The organism is Janthinobacterium sp. 1_2014MBL_MicDiv (assembly GCF_001865675.1).
Taxonomy (GTDB): domain Bacteria; phylum Pseudomonadota; class Gammaproteobacteria; order Burkholderiales; family Burkholderiaceae_D; genus Janthinobacterium.
This window is the reverse complement of sequence record NZ_CP011319.1, coordinates 1,571,930-1,597,698: the sequence shown is the minus strand read 5'-3', so window position 1 is coordinate 1,597,698 and position 25,769 is coordinate 1,571,930. Positions and strand designations below refer to the sequence as shown.

The window sequence follows — 25,769 nt, the reverse complement described above, 5'->3', positions numbered from 1 at the left end:
AAACAAGATGCAAAAAAACCGCCAGGCTTGCGCACTGGCGGTTTTTGATCAGGCGGCCGGAGCCGCCTTCAGGCACAGCTGAACGACATTAGGCGGCTGGCGCTTCGTTGCCTTCAGCAGCTTTCATCGACAGCTTCAGGCGGCCGCGGTCGTCCGTTTCCAGAACCTTGACGCGGACCAGCTGGCCTTCTTTCAGGTAGTCGGCCACGGCGTTGACGCGCTCGTTGGCGATCTGGCTGATGTGCAGCAAGCCATCCTTGCCTGGCATGACTTGCACGATGGCGCCGAAGTCCAGCAGTTTCAGCACGGTGCCTTCGTAGGTCTTGCCCACTTCGACGGAAGCGGTCAGCTCCTCGATGCGGCGCTTGGCTTCCTGGCCGGCTTGCGCGTCAACGGAAGCGATGGTGACCACGCCTTCGTCGCTGATGTCGATCTGGGTGCCCGTCTCTTCGGTCAGCGCGCGGATCACGGCGCCGCCCTTGCCGATCACGTCACGGATTTTTTCCGGGTTGATCTTGATGGTGATCAGACGCGGTGCGAAATCGGACAGTTCGGTTTTGACGTGCGGCATGGCTTTTTGCATTTCGCCCAGGATGTGCTCGCGGCCTTCCTTGGCTTGCGCCAGTGCCACTTGCATGATTTCCTTGGTGATGCCCATGATCTTGATGTCCATCTGCAGCGCCGTGATACCGTTGCGGGTACCGGCTACCTTGAAGTCCATGTCGCCCAGGTGATCTTCGTCGCCCAGGATGTCGGACAGCACGGCAAACTTGCCGCCTTCCTTGATCAGGCCCATGGCGATACCGGCCACGTGTTCTTTCATCGGCACGCCGGCGTCCATCAGTGCCAGGCAGCCGCCGCAGACGGAAGCCATCGACGAGGAACCGTTCGATTCCGTGATTTCCGATACCAGGCGCACCGAGTAGCTGAACTCTTCAGCTGCTGGCAGGGCGGCGATCAGCGCGCGCTTGGCCAGGCGGCCGTGGCCGATTTCGCGGCGCTTGGGCGTACCGACACGGCCCGTTTCGCCGGTGGCGAACGGAGGCATGTTGTAATGCAGCATGAACGAATCGGTGAACTCGCCCATCAGCGCATCGATCTTCTGGCTGTCGCGGGCGGTGCCCAACGTCGCCACGACCAGCGCCTGCGTTTCGCCGCGCGTGAACAGGGCCGAACCGTGGGTGCGTGGCAGCACGCTGGTGCGGATCGAGATCGGACGCACGGTGCGCGTGTCGCGGCCGTCGATGCGTGGCTCGCCGTCCAGGATCTGCGTACGCACGATTTTCGCTTCGATGTCGAACAGGATGTTGTTCACTTCGGCGCTGTCGATGGACGCGCCGCCGGCGGCAGCCGCTTCAGCGCTCAGGTCGGCGATCACTTCCGACGTCGCCGCTTTCAGCTTGGCCGTGCGCTCCTGCTTGTCCTTGGTTTGATATGCATCGTTGATCTTGGCGTTGGCGAAATGCGCGACGCGGGCGATCAGTGCTTCGTTTTTCGGCGCAGGCGCCCATTCCACTTCCGGCTTGCCGCCGTCACGCACGAGGTCGTGAATCGCGTCGATGACGACTTTCATCTGGTCGTGGCCGAAGACCACGGCGCCCAGCATGATTTCTTCGGACAACTGTTTCGCTTCCGATTCGACCATCAGCACGGCCGTTTCGGTACCGGCGACAACCAGGTCCATTTCCGACGTTTTCAATTGCTGAACGGTTGGGTTCAGGATGTACTGGCCGTTGGCGTAACCGACGCGCGCGGCGCCGATAGGACCGTTGAAAGGCACGCCCGATACGCACAGGGCAGCCGAAGCGCCGATCATGGCGGCGATGTCCGGATCGATTTCCGGGTTGACCGACAGCACGTGAATGATGACTTGCACTTCATTCAGGTAGCCTTCCGGGAACAGCGGACGGATAGGACGGTCGATCAGACGGGATGTCAGTGTTTCTTTTTCGGAAGGACGGCCTTCGCGCTTGAAAAAACCGCCCGGGATTTTACCGGCAGCATAGGTTTTTTCAACATAATCAACCGTCAAAGGGAAGAAATCCTGGCCTGGCTTGGCATCTTTGCGTGCCACCACCGTTGCCAGAACGACGGTATCTTCGATCGACACCAGCACTGCGCCGGATGCCTGACGTGCGATTTCGCCGGTTTCCAGGGTCACTTGATGTTGACCGTACTGGAAGGTTTTCGTAACTTTGTTAAACATGGGGTATCCCTTTTCTAATTGCCGACAGATTTTCAGGGGCTGTCGTTCACCTCACCACAGGCGGCGTAAAAATGCTGCCTTTACTTGTTACCACCTTTGCTACATTGCTGCTAAAACATGATATCGGTAAGAGAATACTTCACTTACGGACATAAATCCGGAATTCAAATGACAAAATGCCCGCGTCAGCGAACTGGCGCAGGCATTTCTGTATAAACCTTGTACGGCAAAAATTACTTGCGCAGACCAAGTTTAGCGATCAGGTCGCGATAACGGGTAGCGTCTTTAGCCTTCAGGTAGGACAACAGGCTCTTACGACGGTTGACCATCATGATCAGGCCGCGGCGGGAGTGGTGATCTTTCGAGTGGGCTTTGAAGTGGCCGTTCAGTTCGTTGATGCGAGCCGTCAGCAGTGCAACTTGCACTTCAGGGGAGCCGGTGTCGTTTTGACCACGTGCGTTGTCCGCGATGATAGCGGCTTTGTTGATGTTTTCTACTGTCATGATAAACCTTTCACATGCGGTGCACAGAGTCTGAACCCTATCCACCGTGAACTACGATTATTAAAATACTGGCCTATGCTGCCAACCAGACGCGCAAGTATATCGGAAAAATGCCCGCCTGTATCCTGCCGTGCGCGCTTTTCTCGGTGCATCATAGGGTTTTCCTGCATTTCAGGAGCGCGACCATGAAAAAACTGCTCAAATTAGCAACACCGCTACTGTTTGCCGCGCTGGCCGGCTGCGCCAGCTGGAACGTCCCGCCGCCGCAGCCGGGCGAGCCGCGCGCCGCCGTCGAGGCCCGCCTGGGCCGGCCGACAGCCATCTACCAGCTGCCCACGGGCGCGGAACTCGAATACGCCACGGGTCCGTACGGCCAATACACGTATATGGCCCGCTTCGGCCCCGACGACAAGCTCATTTCTTACGAGCAAGTTCTCGACACGCCGGGCTTCGTCCGCATCAAGGTGGGCGTGTCGACGCAGCAAGACGTGCTGCACATCCTCGGCCGCCCGACGGAAACATCGTATCTGTCGCTGCCGAAACTGCACGTCTGGTCTTACCGCTACAAGGAATCGGGCGTGTGGGATTCCATGATGCACGTGCATTTCGACCACGACGGCATCGTGCGCATGATGATGAACGGCCCGGATCCGGCCAAGGAAGAGCGGCGCTTCTTCTGGTGACGCTTGCCAGCGCCCCTCTTACGGCTGGGGATCGATGCGCTCATCCTTCGCATGCAGCTTGTTCAAGGCCGACAAATACGCCTTGGCCGAGGCGACGATGATGTCGGGGTCGGCGCCCACGCCATTGACGATGCGCCCGTCGCGGGACAATCGCATCGTCACTTCGCCCTGCGACTGCGTGCCCGTGCTGATGGCATTGACGGAGAACAAGACCAGCTCGGCGCCGCTGGCGGCCGCGCTTTCGATGGCGTTGACGGTGGCGTCGACAGGCCCGTCGCCCCTGCCCTCGCAGCAGCGCTGTTCGCCGCCGACGAGGAATTCCACGCGCGCCTGCGGCACGGCGCCCGTCGTCGATTGCTGCGTCAAGGAAATAAAACGGTAGTGCTCACTCTCCTGCGCCTGCTGCTCCTCGCTGACGAGGGCCATGATGTCTTCGTCGAAAATCTCGGATTTGCGGTCGGCCAGCTCCTTGAAGCGAAGGAAGGCCGCATTGACTTCCGCTTCCGATTCCAGGGCGATGCCCAGCTCGTGCAGGCGCTGCTTGAAGGCATTGCGGCCCGATAATTTACCGAGGACGATCTTGTTGGCCGTCCAGCCCACGTCTTCGGCGCGCATGATTTCATACGTTTCGCGCGCCTTCAGGATGCCATCCTGGTGGATGCCGGATGCGTGGGCGAAGGCATTCGCGCCGACGACGGCCTTGTTCGGCTGCACGGCAAAGCCCGTGATCTGCGACACCATTTTTGACGCGGCGACGATCTGCGTCGTGTCGATGCCCACCGTCAAGTTGTAATAGGCGGCGCGCGTGCGCAGCGCCATCACCACCTCTTCCAGCGCCGTATTGCCGGCCCGCTCGCCCAGGCCATTGATCGTGCATTCGATCTGGCGCGCGCCGCCTATCATGGCGCCGGCCAGCGAATTGGCCACGGCCAGGCCGAGGTCGTTATGACAATGGACAGACCAGACGGCCTTATCGGAATTCGGGATGCGTTCGCGCAAGCGCTTGATGGTATTGCCGAAGATTTCCGGCACGGCGTAGCCCACCGTATCGGGGAAGTTGATGGTGGTGGCGCCCTCGGCGATCACGGCTTCGAGCACCTTGCAGAGGAAATCCTCGTCCGAGCGGCTGCCGTCTTCGGGACTGAATTCGATATCGTCCGTGAACTGGCGCGCGTAGCGCACGGCATTTTGCGCCTGCAGCAGCACTTGCTCGGGCGTCATGCGCAGCTTCATCTGCATGTGCAGCGGCGAGGTGGCGATGAAGGTGTGGATGCGCTTGCGCTCGGCGGGGGCCAGCGCTTCGGCGGCGCGGGCGATGTCGCGGTCGTTCGCGCGCGACAACGAGCAGATGGTGGACTCGCGCACGGCGCCGGCAATCGCCCGTATCGACTCGAAATCGCCCTGCGAGGCAGCGGCGAAGCCTGCTTCGATCACGTCGACCTTCATGCGTTCGAGCTGCTTGGCGATGCGCAGCTTTTCCTCGCGCGTCATGGAGGCGCCCGGCGATTGTTCGCCGTCGCGCAAGGTGGTGTCAAAGATGATGAGTCGGTTGCTGGTGCTCATGGCTGCTCCTCGCTGAGGGAAAGAAGTGGCTACCGACCCACGGCCGTATCAGTGCTCCGGGTCGGTCTGGATGATGCTGACGGGCTTGCCCTTCGCCATGCGCCAGAAGAATACGGCGTAGCCGGACAAGCCATAGGCAACGAAAATCGGGAACAGCACTTTCGGCGGATCGATGGAAATGAGCGCAAAGAACAATGCCAGCAAGAACACCACGATGAAGGGCACGGACTTGCGGAAATTGACATCCTTGAAGCTGTAGAACGGCACGTTGGTGACCATGGTCAGGCCCGCGAACAGGGCGATGGTCCACGATACCCAGGCCAGCTGGTTGCCGGCGAATTCGAGGTCGTTCATGAGCAGGATGAAACCGGCCACCATGGCCGCCGCCGCCGGGCTGGGCAAGCCCTGGAAGAAGCGCTTGTCGACCACCTGGATATTCGTGTTGAAGCGGGCCAGGCGCAAGGCGGCGCCGGCGCAATACACGAAGGCGGCCAGCCAGCCCAGTTTGCCCATGCCGCGCAGCGACCATTCGTAGATCACCAGCGCCGGCGCGGCGCCGAACGAGACCATGTCGGACAGGCTGTCGTACTGGGCGCCAAATTCGCTCTGCGTATTCGTCAGGCGCGCGATGCGGCCATCGAGGCCGTCGAGGATCATGGCGATGAAGATGGCCCAGGCCGCGTGTTCGAATTTCTGGTTCATGGCCATGACGATGGCGTAGAAGCCGCAGAACAGGGCTGCCGTCGTGAAGGCGTTCGGCAACAGGTAGATGCCGCGGCGGCGCAAGGTTTTCTTGCCTGTGCCATCGGCGGCCGGCTGGCGCGCGAATTTGCTGAAGCGGGACGCTTTGGAGACTGCGGGTGTGCCGTTCTTGCCTCTACGACGGGGGAAGTTTGCCATGTTGTTCCATATCTTGTGTACTGCCGGGGATTCGGTGCCAGAATGACGGGCGCACGGCCATTACACCATGCGCGCGCCGATCTTGCCATTATAGAGGAGCCGCCGCCAAAGAAAAGCGCGGCGGCGTCAAGCTGGCAATATTGATCCCGAATCAAGCCTTATTTGAACTTGACCTTGGCCACCAGCCCCATGTTCAGGGTCGTTTCGCCCGGTTCGAAGCTCGGTTCGGCCACTTGCTCGCTGTAATGCATGGCATCGGCGCTCATGTTGCGCGCACCGGCCACGTTGACGCGTTGCGTGTAATTGCCCGAACCTTCGAAATCGATGGTATCGATCACGGCGTCATTGACGTTGCGGCCCATGGCGCCGGCGATGCCCGCCACGCGCTGCTGCAGGTTGGCATAGGCGGCGGCGATGCGCTGGTCATCGAGCTTGCGCACGGTGGCGGGCGCCAGGCCGAAGTTCAGGCGATTCAGGGTCAGCACGCCTTGCGCCGCGGACACGGTTTTCGGCAGGGCGGCCAGGTTCGTCGTCGTTACCTGCAGGTATTGCCCCACTCTCCAGCCCGTCGGCACCTTGGGCTTGGCAACGCTGCCTGGCGGCAATGGCGCCGTTTCCGGGTACACGGCATACGTGTAATAGCCCTGGGTCTTCAGCACGGCTTGCGGATCGGCTTTCTTGACGATGGCCACGCCCTGGTTCATCTTCTGGTTCACGCGCGAGGCGGCGGCGGCCTTGTCCTTGTCCTGCTCTTCGATGGCCAGGGTGACGGTCACCTGGTCGTTCGCATGCACCACTTCGCCATTCGCGGGCACCACCACCAGCGTGCCGGAGGTAGGCAGGCTTTGCGCCTGGGCGGACAGGGCAACGGTAGCGACGGCCGCAGCCAGCATCGATTTCATGACGGTCATTTATTTCTCCTAGGGAATTTTTACGAGACGCATGGGTCGGTTCGCTTGAACCGGCAAGCCCATGGCTTTTTACCAAGATATTCTAGCGCGGAAAAGATTGCTCTGTCGCAAGGACCACAAGCTCTTCCGCACTGCCGCGGCCGCAGGGTGCGGCGCGCGGGAGGGATCGCATCGCTTACTTGAATTTCACCTTGCCGACGACACGCATGTCGAGCGTGGTTTCGCCCGGCTCGAAGCTCGGTTCGGCGACGGCGCTGTCGTCGGCCATCTTGGCGCTGCGCATCATCATCGGCGCGGCGGCAGGACGGCTTTCGCCAGCGTAATTGCCCGAACCTTCGAAGTCCACCGTATCGAGCACGGCGTCGGACACGTTGCGGCCCATGGCTTTCGCGATGGCGGCCACGCGCTCGTTCAGGTTCTTGTACGTGGCGGCGATGCGCTGGTCATCCAGCAGGCGGATGGTTTCCGGCTTCAGGCCGAAATTCAAGCCGTTCAGGGTCAGCACGCCTTGCGCCGCCGACACGGTCTTTGGCAGGCCAGCCAGATTGGCCGTCGTCACTTCCAGGTACTGGCCCACGCGCCAGGCCGTAGGCAAACGTGGCTTGGCCACGGCGCCGGCCGGCAGCGGACGCTCTTCCGGATACACGGGATACGTATAGTAGCCATACGATTTCAGTGCCGCCGATGGGTCGGCCTGCTTGACGATGGCGATACCCTTGTTCATCTTCTGGTTGACGCGCGAGGCGGCGGCAGCCTTGTCCTTGTCCTGCTCTTCGACGGCCAGGGTAGCGACCACCTGGTCATTGACATGTTTGACTTCGCCAAACGCGGGTACGACCACCAGGGTGCCGGAAGTTGGCAGGGATTGGGCTTGCGCGCTCAGGGCAACGGTGGCTGCGGCGGCAACAAGTACGGATTTCATCACGGTCATGGGGGACTCCTAGTTGGTTACAGTGGCTGACAAAAAGGGATGCGGCACTGTGATCGGCTGCATTCCCCTTGAGAAACTTGTCAAACTCAGTACATTCTAACGCCCCAACCATTCCTGTGGCGCAAATTAACAAATCGTCACAAAATGTGCCGGGCAGTCACATCTGCTCACATTTTAATAACAACGTTATTTTATATAACATTGATATCAATGTCCCGCCACAACGCCGCCGCTGCGCCGGCCCGGCTTGAAACTGTAGCGGCGGGCGCGCCAGGCGATGGCCAGCGCCGCCAACAGCAAGGCCAGCATGGCCCATGGGAACGAGGCCGCGCCATAGCCGTCCAGCAACATGCCGCCCGCCAGGCCGCCGCCCGCGATGGCCACGTTCCAGATGGTCGCCACCATCGCCTGCGCCACGTCCATGCCGTCGCCGGCCGCGTCCGCCGACGCCGTCTGCAGCAGGGTGCCGGCGCCGCCGAAGGTGATGCCCCAGATGGCCATGCTGAGATAGATGACGGCCGGCGAATCCATCGCCAGTCCCAGCGCGATCACCACCAGGGCAAAGGCGGCGATGCTGCCCAGCACGAGCTTGCGCAACCAGCGGTCGATCAACTGGCTGATCAGCCAGATGCCGGCCAGGGATCCCACGCCATACACGAGCAGCACCAGGTCGACGCGCGGGCGCAAGCCCGACGGCGCCAGGAAAGGCGCGATATACGTATACAAAATATTGTGCGCGAGCATCCACACGACGATGACGGCCAGGATGGGCCGCACGCCGGGCGTCATGAACACCTGGCGGATCGACAGGCGCTCGCCATTCTTTTGCCCCGGATAATCGGGCACGGCCACGAACACCCAGGCGATCAGCACCACGGCCAGGCCCGACATGATGCCGAAGATGCTGCGCCAGCCCAGCACGCCACCCATCAGGGTGCCCAGCGGCACGCCCAGCGACAGGGCCAGCGGCGTGCCGATCATGGCGATCGCCATCGCTCTGCCCTGCTGCTCGACGCTCACCATGCGCCGCGCATAGCCGGCCATCAGACCCCAGGCCAGCCCGGCGGCCATGCCGGCCAGGAAACGCGACACCAGGGTCAGAATGTAATGCGGCGACAGGGCCGTCACCGTGTTAAAGATCAAAAAGCCGACGATGGCCAGCAACAGCACATTGCGCCGGCGCCAGCCGCTGGTCAGCGCCGTCAGCGGGATGGCCGTGAGGATGGAGCCGATGGCGTAGACGGTGACCAGCTGGCCCGTCATGACTTCGGAAATGCCGAGGCCCTCGGCGATCTGCGGCAGCAGGCCGGCCGGCAAGGTTTCCGTCAGGATGGCGATAAAGCTTGTCATGGCCAGGGCCAGCAAGGCGGCCACGGGAAGGCGATTGGGAATGGCAGATTCAACGGCACCGGATGGCGGCACTGTCGCGGTAAAACGGTCAGTCATATGGGTCCTTCTGGTTGCGCAGGCGATGGGCGCCCGGCGTGGTACGAAAAGCGTGATGCGCGTTGCGGTCGGCAGAAACCGAAACAGATGCGGCGGCGAATGCCGCTGCAAAGGAAGGGCGGTATTGTATAGGAGAGCGTCACATTGCGTGCGCGCAAGAAAAAAAACAGGTTCCCGCAAGAAAACCTGTTTTCCTCCATGCCATCCGCTGCCGCAAGTCCGGTCTTATTGCTCTCGGCGCAGGAAAGCCTGGATGGCGTCCACCGTCGCGGCGGGCTGCTCTTCCATCAGCCAGTGTCCCGCATCGGGTACCACCAGCTCCGTGACGTTGGTGGCGGCATTGCGCATGACGACGGCCTCGTTGGCGCCGAAGGACTTGGCGCCGCCGATCGCCAGCACGGGCATGGTCAGCTTGGTCGCCATCGAGCGCAGATTGTCTTCGGCATCTTGCGGTATCGCCAGAAATTGCGCGAAGGCCGCATGCATGGCGCCCTTGCGCGCGTACAGCTTGGCGTAATGGCGCCGCGTTTCTTCGTCGATCCGGGAAGGCGTGCCGGCGAACTCATTCCAGAAGCGGTCCAGGTAGATGCGCTCGCGCCCCGCCACCAGGCGCTCGGCGTCAGGACCGCCAAACGAGAAGTGCCACAGCTGCGGGCTGCGCACGATCTGTTCCCATGGCGGAATGCCGGGCACGGGCGCATCCATCACCACCAGCCGGCGCGTCTTGTCCGGATAGCGGGCCGCATACGCGTAGGCCACCATCGTGCCGATATCGTGGCCGACCACGTCGGCGCGGTCGATGCCCAGCTTGTCGAGCACGGCGCGCATGTCGGCCGCCTGCGTGCGCTTGTCGTAGCCGCCGGCCGGACGCGAGGACAGGCCCATGCCGCGCAGATCGGGGGCCACCACCGTGTGCGTGCGGGCTAGGGCCGCCGCCAGCGGCGCCCACATGTCGCCCGTGTCGCCAAAGCCGTGCAGCAACAGCACGGCCGGGCCGGTGCCGCCCACGCGCACGTGGATCGTGCCGTCGGCGGTGGCGATGTCCATGGTCTTGAAGCTGCCCGGATAGGCGGGCACGGCCGCCTGGACGCCGGCGCTGGAAAATACTGTCAGAACGGTGCTCAGAAACAGGCCCAACAGACGGGTTGGGAGCGAAGCCAGGGCTATCGTGTACACGTGCGCCTCCTGATCAAGATGATGCCGAAACCGGCAGCAATCAGGGTAACACCGGCAGGCGGCGCTACCGCGCAGTATTTATAACAATCCAATATGCATCAATGCGCGGCAGGCCGGAAGCATCCGCCATTGCTGACGAAAAAAAAGCCGGCTTGCGCCGGCTTTTCATGGTGAATCAGGAAATTTGCTTAGTTTTTCGACTGGTCGACCATCTTGTTCTTCGCGATCCAAGGCATCATGGCGCGCAGTTTCGCGCCCACTTCTTCGATCTGGTGCTCGGACGTCAAACGACGGCGCGAAATCAGGGTCGGTGCGCCCGCCTTGTTTTCCAGGATGAAGCTCTTCGCGTATTCGCCCGTTTGAATGTCTTTCAGGCATTGACGCATCGCATCCTTGGTGGCCGACGTCACGACTTTCGGACCGGTCACGTATTCGCCGTATTCGGCATTGTTCGAGATCGAGTAGTTCATGTTGGCGATGCCGCCTTCATAGATCAGGTCGACGATCAGCTTCAGCTCGTGCAAGCACTCGAAGTAAGCCATTTCCGGCGCATAACCAGCTTCCGTCAGGGTTTCGAAGCCGGCCTTGATCAGCTCGACGGCGCCGCCGCACAGCACGGCCTGTTCGCCGAACAAGTCGGTTTCGGTTTCTTCACGGAAATTCGTTTCGATGATGCCGGCACGGCCGCCGCCGTTGGCCGAAGCGTACGACAGGGCGATATCACGGGCGATGCCCGATTTGTCCTGGTACACGGCGATCAGGTGCGGCACGCCGCCACCCTGGGTGTAGGTGGCGCGCACGGTGTGGCCTGGCGCTTTCGGTGCGACCATGATGACGTCCAGGTCGGCGCGCGGCACGACTTGGCCGTAATGCACGTTGAAGCCGTGGGCGAAGGCCAGCACGGCGCCCTGCTTGGCGAACGGCGCGATGTTTTCGTTGTAGACCTGGGCGATGTTTTCATCCGGCAGCAAGATCATGATGACGTCGGCCGCTTTCACGGCGTCGTTCACTTCGGCCACTTTCAGACCGGCCTGCTCGACCTTGGTCCACGAAGCGCCGCCCTTGCGCAGGCCGACGGTGACGTTGACGCCCGAATCGTTCAGGTTTTGTGCGTGTGCATGGCCTTGCGAACCGTAGCCGATGATGGCAACGTTTTTGCCTTTGATCAAGGAGAGGTCAGCGTCTTTGTCGTAAAAAACTTTCATGGTATTTCCTATAATTTGATGATGCGTTGTATGGGGGTGCGGCCGTGGCCGCCTGCTGCAACTGATATTTTTTATACTTTGAGGATGCGTTCGCCGCGGCCGATGCCGGAGCCGCCCGTGCGGACGGTTTCCAGGATCGAGGCGCGGTCGATCGAATCGATGAACGCGTCGAGCTTGACCTTGTTGCCGGTGAGCTCGATCGTGTACGTCTTTTCCGTGACGTCGATGATGCGGCCGCGGAAGATGTCGGCGGTGCGCTTCATTTCCTCGCGTTCCTTGCCCACGGCACGAACCTTGATCAGCATCAACTCGCGTTCGATATGCTGGCCCTCGGTCAGATCGACCACCTTCACCACCTCGATCAGGCGGTTCAAATGCTTGGTGATCTGCTCGATGATGTCGTCCGAGCCGCTGGTGACGATGGTCATGCGCGACAGGGTCGAGTCTTCGGTCGGTGCCACGGTCAGCGTTTCAATGTTGTAGCCGCGTGCCGAGAACAGGCCCACCACGCGCGACAGGGCGCCCGCTTCGTTTTCCAGCAAGACAGAAATAATATGGCGCATGATTAGAGATCCTCCGAGCCGAGCATCATTTCGGACAGGCCCTTGCCGGCTTTCACCATTGGCCACACGTTTTCGGACTGGTCGGTAATGAAGTTCATGAACACCAGCCTGTCTTTCATGCCAAACGCCTCTTTCAGGGCGCCGTCGACGTCGCCCGGTTTTTCAATTTTCATGCCCACGTGGCCATATGCCTCGGCCAGCTTCTCGAAGTCGGGCAGCGAATCCATGTACGACTCGGAATAGCGCGAACCGTAGTCGATCTCCTGCCACTGGCGCACCATGCCGAGGAAACGGTTGTTGAGCATGATGATCTTCGGCGTCAGGTGATACTGCTTGCACGTGGCAAGTTCCTGGATGCACATCTGGATCGACCCCTCGCCGGTAATGCAGGCAACGGTGGCGTCCGGATTGGCCATCTGCACGCCCATGGCGTACGGCAAGCCGACACCCATGGTGCCCAGGCCGCCGGAATTGATCCAGCGACGCGGCTTGTCGAAGCCATAGTATTGCGCCGCCCACATCTGGTGCTGGCCCACGTCGGACGTGATGAAGGCATCGCCCTTGGTGATCTGGAAGACTTTCTCGACCACCGATTGCGGCTTGATGACCAGGTCGGACGTCGGGTATTTCAGGCATTCGCGGCCACGCCATTCGGCAATCTGCTTCCACCAGTTCGAGAGCGCGTTGACGTTCGGCTTGGCTTCGGCCGCGTCCAGTTGCGCGAGGAATTCGATCAGCACATCCTTGACGTTGCCGACGATGGGAATATCGACCTTCACGCGCTTGGAAATCGACGATGGATCGATGTCCACGTGGATGATCTTGCGCGGATGCGAGGCGAAGTGTTTCGGGTTGCCGATCACGCGGTCATCGAAACGGGCGCCGATGGCGATCAGCACGTCGCAGTTCTGCATCGCCATGTTCGCTTCATAGGTGCCGTGCATGCCGGGCATGCCGACATACTGCTCGCTCGAGGCGCGGTAGCCGCCCAGGCCCATCAAGGTGTTGGTGCAAGGGAAACCCAGGCGGTCGACCAGCTTGTTCAGCTCGGGGGCCGCATGCGCCAGGATCACGCCGCCGCCCGTGTAGATCATCGGACGCTCCGCCTGCAGCAGCAGTTGCACGGCCTTGCGGATCTGGCCCGAGTGGCCCTTGTCGACGGGACGGTAGGAACGCATCTCGACTTCCTTCGGATAGTCGAAATGGCATTTGTGCATGCTGATATCCTTCGGGATATCGACCAGCACGGGGCCGGGACGGCCGGTGCGGGCGATAAAGAAGGCTTTCTTGATCGTCGCCGCCAGGTCCTTGACGTCCTTGACGAGGAAGTTATGCTTGACGACGGGGCGCGTGATGCCCACGGTGTCGCATTCCTGGAACGCATCCTGGCCGATGGCGTGGCTCGGCACCTGGCCGGAGATGACCACCATCGGAATCGAGTCCATGTACGCGGTCGACAGGCCCGTGACGGCATTCGTGACGCCCGGACCGGACGTGACGATGGCGACACCGACTTTGTTCGAGCTGCGCGAATAGGCATCGGCGGCGTGGATCGCGGCCTGCTCGTGGCGTACCAGGATATGCTGGAATTTGTTTTGCTGGAAGATGGCGTCGTAGATGTAGAGTACGGCTCCGCCCGGATATCCAAAGACGTGCTCGACGCCCTCTTCAGCCAGACAGCGCACGACAATTTCTGCGCCGGTGATCGGTCCTGTTGCGGAACCTGTTGCAGGTCCTGTTGCTTCGGTATTCATGAAACATTCCTTTCAAGGTCCATTGGAGATTGATCGGATGTTCTTTCCTGACGAGGTACGCCTAACGCAACAGTGCTCCTGCTTCCCTTTTCATGCGGTCACGACATTTCTTTGGGCACCCATAGATACCTTACAAAACAACGCTTAACGCAACTCGTTTGGCCGGAGTTTCTGTGGCGCCTGTACGAACCGCTCGCGCTTGTGGCGCGGGTTAGAACAAACTGCCTACAAATGAAAGCGCGTCGTGCCGCGGATGGCGTTGTGTGCCGGTCGCGACCTGACCATAGAGCTTTGGGGTGTTCAAAGCGTCCCATACGTTATCGCGTTGCACCATTATGGTCAAGGAAAATGTCGGCCTCGCTGCCTTTTTGCTCACACGACGTGCAAAAACCCTGCGGAAACGCACATTTTTTGCTAGCATGCGCTCAGTTTGCAAAAAGCATACCAGCCTCCCTTCAGCCCACAGCCCACGTAGCCGCTAGCTCGCCCCATACCGCATGGCAACAGACAAAGAATTATCCGACTTTCTAGAAAATGTCGAGCGGCGCGCTTTCAAGCAGGCCGCCTACGCGGTCCGCAAGGAAGAATCAGCCCTCGACATCGTGCAGGATGCGATGATCAAGCTGGCCGAGAAATACGGCGACAAGCCGGCCGCCGAATTGCCGATGCTGTTCCAGCGCATCTTGCAAAACACCATCCTCGATTATTTCCGCCGCGAAAAGGTGCGCAACACCTGGGTCAGCCTGTTTTCCGGCATGAAGTCTTCGGGCGACGAGCATGATGATTTTGATATACTTGATACTTATGAATCGGAACAGGGTTCCAGCGCCGCCGAATCCTCGGCCGACCAGGTCGAACGCGCGCAAATCCTTGATTTGATTGATGCAGAGGTACAAAAACTGCCCGCACGTCAACGCGAAGCCTTCCTCATGCGTTATTGGCAGGACATGGATGTGGCTGAAACAGCGGAAGCGATGGGTTGCTCCGAAGGTAGCGTGAAAACACATTGCTCTAGAGCTACCCACACGCTCGCCGAATCGCTGAAAGCCAAGGGAATAAAATTATGAACACCGACGATCTCAATTTCGCTTACAAAGTGCGCCATGCACTGAACGAAAAACTCGACGACCTGCCCGCATCGGCCACCGATCGCCTGGCAGCGGCACGCAAGCTGGCCCTGTCGCGCAAGAAGGCGGACGCGCCCGCCGCCGTCACCGCGCGCCAGAACGTGTTCGCCGGCATCGCCAGCAGCCTGTTCGTCGAGCCGCTGTCCTGGCTGGGCCGCATGAGCGTCATCATCCCCCTGCTGCTGCTTGTCGGCGGCCTGGCCGGCATTTACCAGTTTGAGCAAGAACAACATGTTGCCGAATTGGCAGAAATCGATGCGGCCGTGCTGTCGGACGAATTGCCGCTGTCGGCGTATATGGACCATGGCTTCAATGCCTACCTGACGAAACGCGAGCAATAAGCATGGCACGCATCAGCGTACGCAACGGCTGGATCGCCGCAGGCATCGGCCTGGGCGCCTGCGCCCTGGCCGGCGCTTCCTGGGTTGGCGCGCAGCAACATGCGGCGCCGCCCGCAGCCGCCGTCGTCGCCGCACCGGCAGCCAAGGCGGGCGACCCTGCCGCCAAGCCGGCCGCGCCACGCGCCGGCAGCAAGGCTGGCGCACCGCAGAGCACCGACAAACTGCAGTGGAACAGGCTGTCGCGCGCGCAGCAGGAAGCCTTGCAGCCGCTGGCCGGCGAATGGAACAAGCTCGACGCCTTGCGCCGCCAGAAATGGCTGGACATCGCCAACCGCTACGCCTCGATGAAGCCGGACGAACAGGCGCGCGTGCACGAGCGCATGCGCGAGTGGATCAAGCTGACGCCCGAGCAGCGCCGACTCGTGCGTGAAAATTACACGCGCACCAAGAAGATTGATCCAGGTCAAAAGTCCGCACAGTGGGAGCAATACCAGCAGTTGCCGGAAGATCAAAAGAAAAAACTGGCGGCCGAACCCGTGCCGAAAAAGCCGCTGGGCAAAGTCCCCGCGCTCAATTCGACTACCACCAAGCCGGCCGTGATCATGGCGCCCGCCACGCCCGTGACCGTCGCACCGGCGGCACCCGCAGCGCCGGCAAGCGTGGCGCCCGCATTGCCGGCGGCGGCCTTGCCCGCCACTGCGCCAGCCGCGCTGCCGCCTGCCGCCAGCCCGCTACCGAACGCCGTGCCCGTCACGCCACCCACCACGCCTGCCCCACTGCCAACCAATGCCAAATAGCACGCCTGCTGCCAGCAACACTTCCCTCCCGAGTATCAAGCGCCGCCTGATTTCCATGGTGTATGAGTCGCTGCTGGCCCTGGCCGTGCTGTTTCTGCCATTCCTCGTGTTCGAGCTGGCCGTGCAGGGCGCGCACACGCCGTTGACGGAACACATGCGCCAATGCCTGGCCTTCCTCGTCATGGGCGCGTATTTCATCCACCAGTGGAGCCGCGAAGGGCAGACGCTGGCCATGAAGACGTGGCGCCTGAAAGTGGTGCTGCCGGGCCACGCCCATGTGCCGCTGCGCGTGGCCGCCTGCCGCTACCTGCTGGCCTGGATGTGGCTGCTGCCGGCGCTCGTGCTGTCGTATGCGCTGGACTTGCAGCACTGGGCGGCCCTGGGCGCCATCGGCATCGGCATGCTGGCCTGGTCGGCCACGGCCCTGTTCACGGGCAATGGCCAGTTCCTGCACGACAAGCTGCTCGGCACGCAGATCGTGCAATTGCCGGCGCCCGCGAAGAAGTCGAAGAAAGTCGCCGCCTGAGTTTTCAGGCGGCTTGACCTGGGTCATTGAAGCGCCACAGGGGCTCTGCGATCATGGCATGCCATGAATAATACAGCCCCCCTCCCCCACACCCGTTTTGCCAAATACCGCGCGGAAGTCTGCAGCGAAGACGAAGTCAAGCAGCTCGTGCATACCTTTTATGCAGCCGCGCGCGATGACGCCATGCTCGGCCCCATCTTTGCCGCCGAGGTCAAGGATTGGGACGCCCACCTGGCCACCCTCGTTGATTTCTGGTCCGGATTGCTGCGCGGCACCATGCGCTACCACGGCAAGCCGCTGGCCCAGCACGCGCAGATGGAACACCTGACGCCATGCATGTTCCGCCGCTGGCTGACCCTGTTCTTTGCCACCACGGAAGCCATGGGCAACCCGGCCCTGCAAGAGAAGGCCGACACCATCGCCTTGAATATTGCCGAACGGCTATGGAAAAGCTTTGCAGAAAGCCATTCCATCGTGGCGCCGCAGCTTTAGAATCTCTCGTAGCCCTGCAGATAGCGCCATTGCCCGACAGGCATGGCGCCCATCGAAATGCGGCCGATGCGCAAGCGCTTCATGGCCACCACGTCCAGGCCCACCATCTTGCACATGTGGGCGATCTGGCCTGGCTGCACGTTTTTCAGGGCGAAACGCAAGCGCGTCTCGTTCTGCCAGCTGACCTTGATCGGCGGCAAAGGCTTGCCATTGAAGGGCAAGCCATGGTTCAGCAGCGCCAGGCCGTTTTCCATGATGTCGCCGGTCACTTCCACGATGAATTCCTGCTCCACCGTTTTCGCTTCGTCGACCAGCTTGCGGGCGACGCGGAAATCCTGCGTGAACACCAGCAGGCCGGAAGCCATGGTTTCCAGCGGATTGGTGATGGTCAGGCCGATCAGGTGGCGTTTCAGGAAGCGCGTGACGGAGCTGGGCGCAACGTTCTCGGGCGTGAAAATCTCTTCGGGACGCAGGCAGCTCAGGGCCGGCTTGCCTTCCGCGCCCACGCCGCCATTGATGCCGGCCGGCTTGTGCAGCAAGATCGTCACGGGCGGCATTTCTTCCAGGGTGGCGTTCGGCAGCAGCACCACGGTCTGGTTGTCGGCCACGCGCGCGCCCGCCTCTTCCACCAGCACGCCGTCGACCGTCACCCAGCCGCCCTCGATATACAGCTCGGCCTCGCGGCGCGAACAGGGCACGTCTTCAGACAGGCGCTTGGCCAGGCGGACGGTGGGCATTGCAATTGGTGTGGTCATGGGGGGATGCGCAAAAAGCAAGAGGAGGAGAAAGCCGGTATTGTAACCGACTCGCTCCTCCCCTTTTACGACTTGCGCTGATGACTGTCGGCTTACGCTGCTGATTGTCGGATTACGCTGCGCTAATCCGATCTACCCGACCATGTGCGGCGCTGTAGGTTGGCTTAGCGGCTTGCCGCGTAAGCCAACAATCAGGCTTGCGCCTTCGCCAGTTCCTCGGCAAAGAAACGGTGGCCCATCTCTTCCAGGCCCAGGGTCTGCAGCACTTCCTGCAGGCGCTCGGTCGGACGCTGGCGCGGCAGGTTCTTGTAGCTGGCGATGATCAGTTCATTCTTCATCGAATGCTCCCAGCCCACCAGCTCCGTCACGCTGACCTGGTAGCCATGGGCTTCCAGCTGCAGGCAGCGCAGCACGTTGGTGATCTGGCTGCCGAACTCGCGCGTATGCAGCGGATGGCGCCACAGTTCCGTCAAGACATTCTTGCCCAGGCTCTTACCCTTGTTCTTCTTCAAGACGGAAGCCACTTCGGCCTGGCAACATGGCACCAGCACCATGAATTTCGCCTTTTTCTTCAGGGCAAAGTGAATCGCGTCATCGGTGGCCGTGTTGCACGCATGCAGGGCCGTGACGATGTCGATCTGCCTGGGCAGCAGCTTCGATTCCGTCGATTCGGCCACGGAAAGGGGCAGGAAGGACATGCCGGGGAACTTGAATTTCTTCGCCAATTCCTGCGAGCGCTGCACCAGCTCTTCGCGCGTCTCGATGCCGTAGATGTGCGAACCGTCGTTGCCATTCTTGAAGAACAGGTCGTACAGGATGAAGCCCAGGTAGGACTTGCCGGCGCCATGGTCGACCAGCGACACGCCGGGATGGTCGAGCTGCACTTCGCGCAGCAGCGGCTCGATGAACTGCGTCAGGTGGTACACCTGCTTGAGCTTGCGGCGGCTGTCCTGGTTCATCTTGCCGTCGCGCGTCAGGATGTGCAATTCCTGCAGCAAGGCGACCGACTGGCCATCCTTGATCTCGGGCATGTTGCTGGCGGCCGTGATGATGTCTTTCGGCGCAGGAGCCGCGGCGGCGGGCACCGCGTCCTTAGCGCGCTTCATCGATCCACGCCATCTGTATCGCCTCGAGCACCTTTTCGCCGCCGCGCGTGTGGTCATCGTCGAAGCCGTCCAGCTCCACCACCCAGTTATGCAGGTCGGTGAAACGCACGGTCAGGGGATCGATGTCCGGATGCGCGTCGTACAGCGCCTCGGCGATCACGTGAATGTCGGACCATTTCATGTTAGTGGCTGCCTTCGCTGACCTGGTTGATCGTGTATTTCGGGATTTCGACGACGAGGTCGGCCTCGGCCACGATGGACTGGCACGACAGGCGCGACACGGCTTCCAGGCCCCAGGCCTTGTCCAGCATGTCTTCTTCCAGTTCCGTCGCCTCGTTCAGCGATTCGATGCCCTCGCGCACCAGCACGTGGCAAGTGGTGCAGGCGCACGATTTTTCGCAGGCGTGCTCGATGTCGATGTCGTTTTCCAGCAGGATGTCGCAGATGGACTTGCCGGCAGGGGCTTCGATGACGGCGCCGTCCGGGCAAAGCTTGGCGTGCGGCAGAATGACGATTTGGGGCATATTACCTCTACAATTTCAATGATTTGGGGCGCTGCCGCAGCAATGGCACACGGCGCGCATGTCAACACTATTACAACACCTGACAAAACCGTAGCGAGCGGCAGTGATTTGTGGCCGAGAAGCGCAACCGTACTCCAGTACGGTGGGCATCGCCGGCCGCAAAGCGCGACGCGCAGCAGGTTTGGCCAAGTGTCCTCACACGACCTGGTCGAGCGATTTACCGGTCAGGGCCGTGCGCACGCTGCGGTCCATGCGGCGCGAGGCGAAATCCTCGGTGCCGTCGGCCAGCGCCTCGATCGCCAGCTTCAAGGCCTGGTGGTCGATGGCGCCGCTTTGCGACTGGGCAATGGCGTCGCGCACCTGCTGCATCAGGCCGTCGACGGCGGACCGTTCGGCGGCGTCCAGCAAGCCGCCGTCCTCGTCCAGCGCCGACTGCGTGGCCAGCACGATGCGTTCCGCTTCCACCTGCTCTTCGCGCAGGGCGCGCGCCACCATGTCGACGTCGGCCGAGGTGTAGGAATCCTGCAGCATGCGCGCGATGTCGTCGTCGCCCAGGCCGTAGGCCGGCTTGACGCTGATCGACGCTTCCACGCCCGAGCGCAGTTCGCGCGCCGAGACGGACAGCAAGCCGTCCGCATCGACTTGATACGTGATGCGGATGCGCGCGGCGCCCGCCACCATCGGCGGAATGCCGCGCAGTTCAAAGCGCGCCAGCGAACGGCAGTCGCTGACCAGTTCGCGCTCGCCCTGCAGCACGTGCACGGCCAGCGCCGTCTGGCCATCCTTGAAGGTCGTGAATTCCTGCGCACGCGCGCATGGGATCGTCGAATTGCGCGGGATGATCTTTTCCACCAGGCCGCCCATGGTTTCGATGCCCAGCGACAGCGGGATCACGTCCAGCAGCAGCCAGTCGTCGCCGGCGGCGCGGTTGCCCGCCAGCAAGTTGGCCTGGATGGCGGCGCCCAGCGCCACCACTTTGTCCGGGTCGATGTTCGCGTGCGGCGTCGTGTGGAAGAATTCGCTGACGGCGCGCTGCACGTGCGGCATGCGCGTGGCGCCGCCCACCATCACCACGCCGTCGACGTCGTCCGCATCCACGTTCGCGTCGCGCAAGGCCTTCTTGATGGCGTTCATGGTCTTGCCCACCAGGTGCTGCGTCATGGCGGCAAAATCGGCCGCCGTGATGCGCAGGTGGATTTCCTCGCCCGAGTTCAGGGCCGCGTCGATCAGCGTTTCCGGCTTGCTCGACAGCAATTCCTTGATTTCGCGCGCCTTGACCATCAGGATGGCCGTGTCTTCGTCCGACAGCGGCGCCAGCTTGGCCTGCTCGCTGATCCAGCAGAACAGGCGGCGGTCGAAATCGTCGCCGCCCAGGGCCGAGTCGCCGCCCGTGGACAGCACTTCGAAGACGCCCTTGCTCAGTTTCAGGATCGAGATGTCGAAAGTGCCGCCACCGAGGTCGTACACGGCGTACACGCCTTCGGAGGCGTTATCGAGGCCATACGCGATGGCGGCGGCCGTCGGCTCGCTCAAGAGGCGCAGCACATTGATGCCGGCCAATTGGGCGGCATCTTTCGTGGCCTGGCGCTGGGCATCGTCGAAATACGCCGGTACGGTAATGACGGCGCCCACCAGGTCATCGCCCAGCGAATCCTCGGCGCGCTGGCGCAGGGTGGCGAGGATTTGCGCCGACACCTCGACCGGGCTTTTCACGCCGGCCACGGTTTTCAGCTGCACCATGCCAGGCGTGTCCTGGAAGTCGTAGGGCAGGTTTTCCGCGTAGGCGATATCGGCCAGGCCGCGGCCCATGAAGCGCTTCACGGAGACGATGGTGTTTTTCGGGTCGGTGGTTTGCGCGGCCAGGGCCTTGTAGCCGATGTTCGCATGGCCGTTCGGCAGGTAGCGCACGACGGATGGCAGCAGCGAGTGCCCTTCTTCATCGTTGAGCACCTCGGGAATGCTGTTGCGGACCGTCGCGACCAGGGAATTGGTGGTGCCAAGATCGATGCCGACGGCCAGGCGGTGCTGGTGCGGCGCGGTCGACATGCCTGGTTCGGAAATTTGCAGAAGTGCCATTGTATTCGTGCCTCGATTAATTTTGTGCGTAGTGCAGCTGATGCATGGCGTGCATTATAAGACGCGCGCCAGACTGGCGCTTGGCACGCAGGTCAAGCTATCGGCCGGTCAGGCCTCGATGGCCTCATAGGCAAAACGGACTTCCTCGCCGAATTTGTCGAGGAACATCAGGGCGCGCACGCTTTGCGCCGCGTTCACATAATCGCCACCGTCGAGCTGGGCCGCCACCTGGGCCAGCAGGGCCTTGCGTTCACCGCGCAGCTGGCGGTCCAGCGCGTCGAGCGCGTCGGCATCCTTGCCGGCGCGCGCGTCGCCCAGTTCCTCGCGCCATTCCATCTGCTGCATCAGGAAGCTGACCGGCATGGCCGTGTTCGACTCCGTCTGCAAATCGACGCCATTGAGTTCGCACAGGTACTGCGCGCGCTTTTGCGGGCTTTTCAGGGTCTGGTAGGCTTCATTGGCGCGTGTCGCCCACTGCATGGCGACGCGCTTTTCGGCGCTGCTGGCATTGATGAAACGGTCGGGATGGACCTTGCCCTGCACGTCGCGGTAGGCCGCGTCGAGCGCGGGCATGTCGAGCGCGAACTGGGCCGGCAACTGGAATAATTCGAAGTGGTTTTGCATAGTCTGTCGGTGGTCGCTGTACCTCAATCGATGGGTACAGCGCACCGACCGGGGTGATACTTGCGTCTTAGATGCGGAAACTTTCGCCGCAGCCGCAGGCGTCTTTTTCGTTCGGATTGTGGAACTTGAAGCCTTCGTTCAAGCCTTCGCGCGCGAAATCGAGTTCCGTGCCGTCGATGTACGGCAGGCTTTTCGGGTCGACGAAGACTTTCACGCCGTGCGATTCGAAGACGCTGTCTTCGGCAGCCGCTTCATCGACGTATTCCAGCTTGTAGGCCAGGCCCGAGCAGCCCGTGGTACGCACGCCAAAGCGCAGGCCCACGCCCTTGCCGCGCCGTTCGATATAACGGTTGATGTGCTTCGCCGCTTTTTCGGTCAGTGTGATCATGTATTTCTCCGCAACTGCCCCGGCCTTGCGGCTGGGGCGGGCTGCCAACGTTTAAGCTGCTGCCGGGTGACGGGTCTTGTAGTCAAGCACTGCCGCCTTGATGGCATCTTCCGCCAGAATCGAGCAGTGGATTTTCACTGGCGGCAGGGCCAGCTCTTCCGCGATCTGCGTATTCTTGATCGACAAGGCTTGATCCAGCGTCTTGCCCTTGACCCATTCGGTCACCAGCGAGCTCGAGGCGATGGCCGAACCGCAGCCGTAGGTCTTGAATTTCGCATCTTCGATCAGGCCGTCGGCGCCGACCTTGATCTGCAGTTTCATGACGTCGCCGCAAGCGGGCGCGCCCACCATGCCGGTGCCGATGGTTTCATCACCCTTGTCGAAAGCGCCCACGTTGCGCGGGTTTTCGTAGTGATCGAGTACTTTGTCCGAGTAAGCCATTTTGATGCTCCTTAAATATTCTTGCCGGCCCCGATTGAGGCCAGGGTGTTGGTTAGTGGGCAGCCCATTGGATCGAGTTGATATCGATACCTTCCTTGAACATGTCCCACAGCGGCGACAGGTCGCGCAGCTTGTGCACTTTCGATTTCAGCAGGTTGACGGCGAAGTCGATGTCTTCCTCGGTCGAGAAACGGCCGATGGTGAAGCGGATCGAGCTGTGCGCCAGTTCGTCGCTGCGGCCCAGGGCGCGCAGCACGTACGATGGCTCCAGGCTGGCCGAGGTGCAGGCCGAACCGGACGACACGGCGATATCCTTGATCGCCATGATCAGCGACTCACCTTCGACGTAGTTGAAGCTGACGTTCAGGTTATGCGGCACGCGGTGTTCCATGTCGCCGTTGATGTAGACTTCTTCGATCTCCTGCAAGCCTTTCGCCAGGCGGTCGCGCAGGGCCTGGATGCGGCCGATTTCGCTGTCCATTTCTTCCTTGGCGATGCGGAACGCTTCGCCCATGCCGACGATCTGGTGCGTCGGCAGGGTGCCCGAACGCAGGCCGCGCTCGTGGCCGCCGCCGTGCATCTGCGCTTCCAGGCGCACGCGCGGCTTGCGGCAGACGTACAGCGCGCCCACGCCTTTCGGGCCGTAGGTCTTGTGCGCCGTGAAGGTCATCAGGTCGACCTTGGTTTTTTGCAGGTCGATGACGACCTTGCCCGTCGCCTGCGCGGCGTCGCAATGGAAGATGATGCCTTTCGAGCGGCAGAATACGCCGATCTCGTCGATAGGCTGGATCACGCCGATTTCATTGTTCACCAGCATGACCGACACGAGGATGGTGTCCGGGCGCACGGCCGCAGCCAGTTGCTCGACGGTGATCAGGCCATTGTCCTGCGGTTCCAGGTAGGTGGCTTCAAAGCCGATGCGTTCCAGTTCGCGCACCGTATCCAGCACCGATTTGTGCTCGGTCTTGACGGTGATGATGTGCTTGCCCTTGGTCTTGTAGAACTGTGCCGCGCCCTTGATGGCCAGGTTGTTGCTTTCCGTTGCGCCGGAAGTCCAGATGATTTCGCGCGGATCGGCGTTTACCAGTGCCGCCACGTGGCCGCGTGCCTCTTCCACGGCTTTTTCCGCCGTCCAGCCATACATGTGGCTGCGCGATGCCGGATTGCCGAACTGCTCGCGCAGGTAAGGAATCATCTTGTCGGCGACGCGTGGATCGATCGGCGTGGTGGCCGAGTAATCCATGTAGATCGGGAAATGCGGTGCGGTTTCAAAGTGCACTTGGCCTACGTTTTTTTCAGGGGCGTTCATCAATAACTCCAATGCAATCAGCAACTTAGTATTTTGTATTTATCAACCGAGGGCGGCGTGGTTACGGTGCATCACCATCACGCTTTGCTCGGCATTCTTTTGTCTCTGCTGGTCGACCAGGTCCTGCAGCGACACAGAATCCAGATAATCGACCATTTTTTCGTTGAGTGTGGACCACAATTCATGCGTCATGCAGCGCGCGCCCGTGGCCGCGTCGGCGCCATGGCAATGTTCCTTGCCGCCGCACTGCGTCGCATCCAGCGGTTCGTCGACGGCGATGATGATGTCGGCCACCGTCACCTTGTCGGCGCGGCGCGCCAGGCTGTAGCCGCCGCCGGGACCACGGATCGATTCGACGATCTCATGCCGGCGCAGCTTGCCGAACAGCTGTTCCAGGTAGGACAGGGAAATCGACTGGCGCTGGCTGATGCCGGACAAGGTGACCGGACCCTTGCCCTGGCGCAGGGCAAGATCGATCATCGCTGTCACGGCAAAACGGCCTTTTGTAGTCAGACGCATACATCCTCGGTTCAACTAGTTTAAAATATTGCGGTTTTTCAACTTCCCTAACCCCGAGTAGTTGAATGATTTAGTCAAGTATAACAAATTCGGCGGGGTTTGTCAGAGCGCCCCTCGATGACCACAGGGCTGGCAGGGGCATGGCAGGCCGCGCCAGGCGCGGCGGCATCAGGAAAACAACAATCGGAAAATCGCCGGCGTCACGGCACCGGGCAAAACCGTCGCGGGCGGAAGGGAACGGCGACCAAGAAGCGCAGGCCGGCACGGGCGCCGACGTGGCGGGCATCGCCGGCCACCCATGCCGACGCGCAGCAGGTTTGGCCAGGCGTCATCAGCCGCGCAGGGCGGCGCGCACTTTCATCAGTTCGAAACCCAGCAGATTCAAGCCGTCCCAGCGGGACGGATCAGCGATGCGCGGATTGTCCGCCGCCAGGCCCACGCCCCAGATGCGGTCGACGGGGCTCGCTTCGACGATGATGCGCTCGCCCGTGCCCAGCAAAAACTTGCGCAAGGCGGGCTTTTGCGAGAATTTGGCAAAATTGCCATCGAAGACGATGCCGGCGCGCGCCGCCTCCCACACCTTGGCGTCGAAATTGGCCACCTCGCGCCCCAGCTTTTTCACTTCCGACGGCCGCCCGGCCGCCACGATGCGCGCCTGCACGGCCGTATCGCCGAACAGGGCCGCCTTTTGCGCCATCATGTAATGCTCGGCCGTCGCATACGTCACGCCCGCCAGACTGAACGGCGAGGGAAACCACTGGCTGAAACAGCTTTTATCGGCCACCTGCGGCTGCGCCGGCGTGTGGCCCCAGAAATACAGATAGTCGGGCACGCCGCCGGCGCCTATCCATGCCTTCAATTCTTCAACGTTACTAATTTGCATATTCCCCGGACTTCCGCCAG

At 61.5% G+C, this 25,769-nt stretch carries 28 protein-coding genes; 6 read left to right on the top strand and 22 right to left on the bottom strand.

Going from position 1 to position 25,769, the window contains the following annotated elements; genetic code table 11:
* Positions 1–88: 88 nt before the first annotated feature.
* Both pnp and rpsO read right to left on the bottom strand, forming a co-directional pair.
* Complete coding sequence (gene pnp / locus YQ44_RS07090; protein WP_071322777.1) at positions 89–2,206, bottom strand: polyribonucleotide nucleotidyltransferase; 2,118 nt, start codon at positions 2,204–2,206, stop codon at positions 89–91.
* Positions 2,207–2,439: 233 nt separating this feature from the next.
* Complete coding sequence (gene rpsO, locus YQ44_RS07085; protein WP_010399743.1) at positions 2,440–2,709, bottom strand: 30S ribosomal protein S15; 270 nt, start codon at positions 2,707–2,709, stop codon at positions 2,440–2,442.
* A gap of 185 nt (positions 2,710–2,894) precedes the next feature.
* On the opposite strand from rpsO, the gene bamE reads away from it, so the two are divergent.
* Positions 2,895–3,392, top strand: a complete 498-nt coding sequence (gene bamE, locus YQ44_RS07080) for an outer membrane protein assembly factor BamE domain-containing protein (RefSeq protein WP_071322776.1) — start codon at positions 2,895–2,897, stop codon at positions 3,390–3,392.
* A gap of 18 nt (positions 3,393–3,410) precedes the next feature.
* On the opposite strand, the gene YQ44_RS07075 is transcribed toward bamE, so the two are convergent.
* The 9 genes from YQ44_RS07075 to YQ44_RS07035 form a co-directional block, all read right to left on the bottom strand.
* Positions 3,411–4,955 (bottom strand): 2-isopropylmalate synthase, encoded by a 1,545-nt coding sequence (locus tag YQ44_RS07075; protein WP_071322775.1) that lies wholly within the window; start codon positions 4,953–4,955, stop codon positions 3,411–3,413.
* Between the two features lie 48 nt (positions 4,956–5,003).
* Positions 5,004–5,855 carry a CDP-diacylglycerol--serine O-phosphatidyltransferase gene (gene pssA / locus YQ44_RS07070; RefSeq protein WP_071322774.1) on the bottom strand — a complete coding sequence of 284 codons (852 nt, stop codon included), beginning with the start codon at positions 5,853–5,855 and terminating at the stop codon, positions 5,004–5,006.
* 158 nt (positions 5,856–6,013) lie between these two features.
* The gene (locus tag YQ44_RS07065) at positions 6,014–6,766 is read right to left on the bottom strand and encodes an SIMPL domain-containing protein (RefSeq protein WP_071322773.1); all 753 of its coding nucleotides are present in this window, start codon (positions 6,764–6,766) and stop codon (positions 6,014–6,016) included.
* 175 nt (positions 6,767–6,941) lie between these two features.
* Positions 6,942–7,697, bottom strand: a complete 756-nt coding sequence (locus YQ44_RS07060) for an SIMPL domain-containing protein (protein ID WP_071322772.1) — start codon at positions 7,695–7,697, stop codon at positions 6,942–6,944.
* A gap of 207 nt (positions 7,698–7,904) precedes the next feature.
* A complete protein-coding gene (locus tag YQ44_RS07055) occupies positions 7,905–9,143 on the bottom strand; it encodes an MFS transporter (RefSeq protein WP_071322771.1) in 1,239 nt (412 codons plus the stop codon).
* Between the two features lie 225 nt (positions 9,144–9,368).
* Positions 9,369–10,190, bottom strand: a complete 822-nt coding sequence (locus YQ44_RS07050) for an alpha/beta fold hydrolase (protein WP_083412110.1) — start codon at positions 10,188–10,190, stop codon at positions 9,369–9,371.
* Between the two features lie 317 nt (positions 10,191–10,507).
* Complete coding sequence (gene ilvC / locus YQ44_RS07045) at positions 10,508–11,524, bottom strand: ketol-acid reductoisomerase (protein ID WP_034750044.1); 1,017 nt, start codon at positions 11,522–11,524, stop codon at positions 10,508–10,510.
* A gap of 71 nt (positions 11,525–11,595) precedes the next feature.
* A complete protein-coding gene (gene ilvN, locus YQ44_RS07040) occupies positions 11,596–12,087 on the bottom strand; it encodes an acetolactate synthase small subunit (protein WP_071076341.1) in 492 nt (163 codons plus the stop codon).
* A 2-nt stretch (positions 12,088–12,089) separates the two neighbouring features.
* Positions 12,090–13,841, bottom strand: a complete 1,752-nt coding sequence (locus YQ44_RS07035; protein WP_083411684.1) for an acetolactate synthase 3 catalytic subunit — start codon at positions 13,839–13,841, stop codon at positions 12,090–12,092.
* A gap of 497 nt (positions 13,842–14,338) precedes the next feature.
* On the opposite strand from YQ44_RS07035, the gene YQ44_RS07030 reads away from it, so the two are divergent.
* From YQ44_RS07030 to YQ44_RS07010, 5 genes are all read left to right on the top strand, one after another.
* Positions 14,339–14,908 carry an RNA polymerase sigma factor gene (locus tag YQ44_RS07030; protein WP_071322770.1) on the top strand — a complete coding sequence of 190 codons (570 nt, stop codon included), beginning with the start codon at positions 14,339–14,341 and terminating at the stop codon, positions 14,906–14,908.
* Positions 14,905–15,309 (top strand): DUF3619 family protein, encoded by a 405-nt coding sequence (locus tag YQ44_RS07025; protein ID WP_071322769.1) that lies wholly within the window; start codon positions 14,905–14,907, stop codon positions 15,307–15,309. Before YQ44_RS07030 ends, YQ44_RS07025 begins: the two co-directional genes overlap by 4 nt.
* A 2-nt stretch (positions 15,310–15,311) precedes the next feature.
* Positions 15,312–16,106: a DUF3106 domain-containing protein gene (locus tag YQ44_RS07020; RefSeq protein ID WP_071322768.1), complete on the top strand. Its 795-nt coding sequence runs from the start codon at positions 15,312–15,314 to the stop codon at positions 16,104–16,106.
* On the top strand, positions 16,096–16,632 hold the full coding sequence (locus YQ44_RS07015) for an RDD family protein (protein ID WP_071322767.1): 537 nt from the start codon (positions 16,096–16,098) through the stop codon (positions 16,630–16,632). Before YQ44_RS07020 ends, YQ44_RS07015 begins: the two co-directional genes overlap by 11 nt.
* 63 nt (positions 16,633–16,695) lie before the next feature.
* Entirely contained in the window at positions 16,696–17,124 is a 429-nt protein-coding gene (locus YQ44_RS07010; RefSeq protein WP_071322766.1) for a group III truncated hemoglobin, read from the top strand.
* Here YQ44_RS07010 and YQ44_RS07005 read toward each other — a convergent pair.
* The 11 genes from YQ44_RS07005 to YQ44_RS06955 form a co-directional block, all read right to left on the bottom strand.
* On the bottom strand, positions 17,121–17,879 hold the full coding sequence (locus YQ44_RS07005; protein WP_071322765.1) for an rRNA pseudouridine synthase: 759 nt from the start codon (positions 17,877–17,879) through the stop codon (positions 17,121–17,123). The genes YQ44_RS07010 and YQ44_RS07005 overlap by 4 nt on opposite strands.
* Before the next feature lie 191 nt (positions 17,880–18,070).
* Entirely contained in the window at positions 18,071–18,985 is a 915-nt protein-coding gene (locus YQ44_RS07000) for a class I SAM-dependent methyltransferase (RefSeq protein ID WP_071322764.1), read from the bottom strand.
* Positions 18,972–19,166 carry a Fe-S cluster assembly protein IscX gene (iscX, locus tag YQ44_RS06995; RefSeq protein ID WP_071322763.1) on the bottom strand — a complete coding sequence of 65 codons (195 nt, stop codon included), beginning with the start codon at positions 19,164–19,166 and terminating at the stop codon, positions 18,972–18,974. The genes YQ44_RS07000 and iscX overlap by 14 nt, the downstream gene beginning before the upstream one ends.
* 1 nt (position 19,167) lies before the next feature.
* Positions 19,168–19,509, bottom strand: a complete 342-nt coding sequence (gene fdx, locus YQ44_RS06990) for an ISC system 2Fe-2S type ferredoxin (RefSeq protein ID WP_034750070.1) — start codon at positions 19,507–19,509, stop codon at positions 19,168–19,170.
* Between the two features lie 195 nt (positions 19,510–19,704).
* The gene (hscA, locus tag YQ44_RS06985) at positions 19,705–21,585 is read right to left on the bottom strand and encodes a Fe-S protein assembly chaperone HscA (protein WP_071322762.1); all 1,881 of its coding nucleotides are present in this window, start codon (positions 21,583–21,585) and stop codon (positions 19,705–19,707) included.
* Positions 21,586–21,693: 108 nt separating this feature from the next.
* Entirely contained in the window at positions 21,694–22,209 is a 516-nt protein-coding gene (gene hscB, locus YQ44_RS06980; RefSeq protein ID WP_071322761.1) for a Fe-S protein assembly co-chaperone HscB, read from the bottom strand.
* 67 nt (positions 22,210–22,276) lie between these two features.
* The gene (gene iscA, locus YQ44_RS06975) at positions 22,277–22,597 is read right to left on the bottom strand and encodes an iron-sulfur cluster assembly protein IscA (RefSeq protein ID WP_071322760.1); all 321 of its coding nucleotides are present in this window, start codon (positions 22,595–22,597) and stop codon (positions 22,277–22,279) included.
* A gap of 51 nt (positions 22,598–22,648) precedes the next feature.
* A complete protein-coding gene (gene iscU / locus YQ44_RS06970; protein ID WP_038493869.1) occupies positions 22,649–23,038 on the bottom strand; it encodes a Fe-S cluster assembly scaffold IscU in 390 nt (129 codons plus the stop codon).
* Positions 23,039–23,090: 52 nt separating this feature from the next.
* On the bottom strand, positions 23,091–24,347 hold the full coding sequence (locus YQ44_RS06965; protein WP_071322759.1) for an IscS subfamily cysteine desulfurase: 1,257 nt from the start codon (positions 24,345–24,347) through the stop codon (positions 23,091–23,093).
* A gap of 42 nt (positions 24,348–24,389) precedes the next feature.
* Positions 24,390–24,866 (bottom strand): Fe-S cluster assembly transcriptional regulator IscR, encoded by a 477-nt coding sequence (iscR, locus tag YQ44_RS06960; protein ID WP_065310626.1) that lies wholly within the window; start codon positions 24,864–24,866, stop codon positions 24,390–24,392.
* 331 nt (positions 24,867–25,197) lie between these two features.
* Entirely contained in the window at positions 25,198–25,749 is a 552-nt protein-coding gene (locus YQ44_RS06955) for an NADAR family protein (RefSeq protein WP_071322758.1), read from the bottom strand.
* Positions 25,750–25,769: the final 20 nt, after the last annotated feature.

Bases quoted from the DNA above. Each gene is read 5' to 3' on its own strand.
- iscA (WP_071322760.1), bottom strand. From the start codon at position 22,597: ATGATCACACTGACCGAAAAAGCGGCGAAGCACATCAACCGTTATATC.
- iscU (WP_038493869.1), bottom strand. From the start codon at position 23,038: ATGGCTTACTCGGACAAAGTACTCGATCACTACGAAAACCCGCGCAAC.
- YQ44_RS06965 (WP_071322759.1), bottom strand. From the start codon at position 24,347: ATGAACGCCCCTGAAAAAAACGTAGGCCAAGTGCACTTTGAAACCGCA.
- YQ44_RS07020 (WP_071322768.1), top strand. From the start codon at position 15,312: ATGGCACGCATCAGCGTACGCAACGGCTGGATCGCCGCAGGCATCGGC.
- YQ44_RS06955 (WP_071322758.1), bottom strand. From the start codon at position 25,749: ATGCAAATTAGTAACGTTGAAGAATTGAAGGCATGGATAGGCGCCGGC.
- YQ44_RS07050 (WP_083412110.1), bottom strand. From the start codon at position 10,190: ATGGACATCGCCACCGCCGACGGCACGATCCACGTGCGCGTGGGCGGC.
- pssA (WP_071322774.1), bottom strand. From the start codon at position 5,855: ATGGCAAACTTCCCCCGTCGTAGAGGCAAGAACGGCACACCCGCAGTC.
- iscR (WP_065310626.1), bottom strand. From the start codon at position 24,866: ATGCGTCTGACTACAAAAGGCCGTTTTGCCGTGACAGCGATGATCGAT.
- YQ44_RS07065 (WP_071322773.1), bottom strand. From the start codon at position 6,766: ATGACCGTCATGAAATCGATGCTGGCTGCGGCCGTCGCTACCGTTGCC.
- iscX (WP_071322763.1), bottom strand. From the start codon at position 19,166: ATGAAATGGTCCGACATTCACGTGATCGCCGAGGCGCTGTACGACGCG.
- rpsO (WP_010399743.1), bottom strand. From the start codon at position 2,709: ATGACAGTAGAAAACATCAACAAAGCCGCTATCATCGCGGACAACGCA.
- YQ44_RS07035 (WP_083411684.1), bottom strand. From the start codon at position 13,841: ATGAATACCGAAGCAACAGGACCTGCAACAGGTTCCGCAACAGGACCG.
- bamE (WP_071322776.1), top strand. From the start codon at position 2,895: ATGAAAAAACTGCTCAAATTAGCAACACCGCTACTGTTTGCCGCGCTG.
- hscA (WP_071322762.1), bottom strand. From the start codon at position 21,585: ATGGCACTTCTGCAAATTTCCGAACCAGGCATGTCGACCGCGCCGCAC.
- YQ44_RS07000 (WP_071322764.1), bottom strand. From the start codon at position 18,985: ATGAAGCGCGCTAAGGACGCGGTGCCCGCCGCCGCGGCTCCTGCGCCG.
- YQ44_RS07010 (WP_071322766.1), top strand. From the start codon at position 16,696: ATGAATAATACAGCCCCCCTCCCCCACACCCGTTTTGCCAAATACCGC.
- pnp (WP_071322777.1), bottom strand. From the start codon at position 2,206: ATGTTTAACAAAGTTACGAAAACCTTCCAGTACGGTCAACATCAAGTG.
- YQ44_RS07055 (WP_071322771.1), bottom strand. From the start codon at position 9,143: ATGACTGACCGTTTTACCGCGACAGTGCCGCCATCCGGTGCCGTTGAA.
- YQ44_RS07025 (WP_071322769.1), top strand. From the start codon at position 14,905: ATGAACACCGACGATCTCAATTTCGCTTACAAAGTGCGCCATGCACTG.
- YQ44_RS07005 (WP_071322765.1), bottom strand. From the start codon at position 17,879: ATGACCACACCAATTGCAATGCCCACCGTCCGCCTGGCCAAGCGCCTG.
- YQ44_RS07030 (WP_071322770.1), top strand. From the start codon at position 14,339: ATGGCAACAGACAAAGAATTATCCGACTTTCTAGAAAATGTCGAGCGG.
- hscB (WP_071322761.1), bottom strand. From the start codon at position 22,209: ATGCAAAACCACTTCGAATTATTCCAGTTGCCGGCCCAGTTCGCGCTC.
- YQ44_RS07015 (WP_071322767.1), top strand. From the start codon at position 16,096: ATGCCAAATAGCACGCCTGCTGCCAGCAACACTTCCCTCCCGAGTATC.
- YQ44_RS07060 (WP_071322772.1), bottom strand. From the start codon at position 7,697: ATGACCGTGATGAAATCCGTACTTGTTGCCGCCGCAGCCACCGTTGCC.
- ilvC (WP_034750044.1), bottom strand. From the start codon at position 11,524: ATGAAAGTTTTTTACGACAAAGACGCTGACCTCTCCTTGATCAAAGGC.
- fdx (WP_034750070.1), bottom strand. From the start codon at position 19,509: ATGCCCCAAATCGTCATTCTGCCGCACGCCAAGCTTTGCCCGGACGGC.
- ilvN (WP_071076341.1), bottom strand. From the start codon at position 12,087: ATGCGCCATATTATTTCTGTCTTGCTGGAAAACGAAGCGGGCGCCCTG.
- YQ44_RS07075 (WP_071322775.1), bottom strand. From the start codon at position 4,955: ATGAGCACCAGCAACCGACTCATCATCTTTGACACCACCTTGCGCGAC.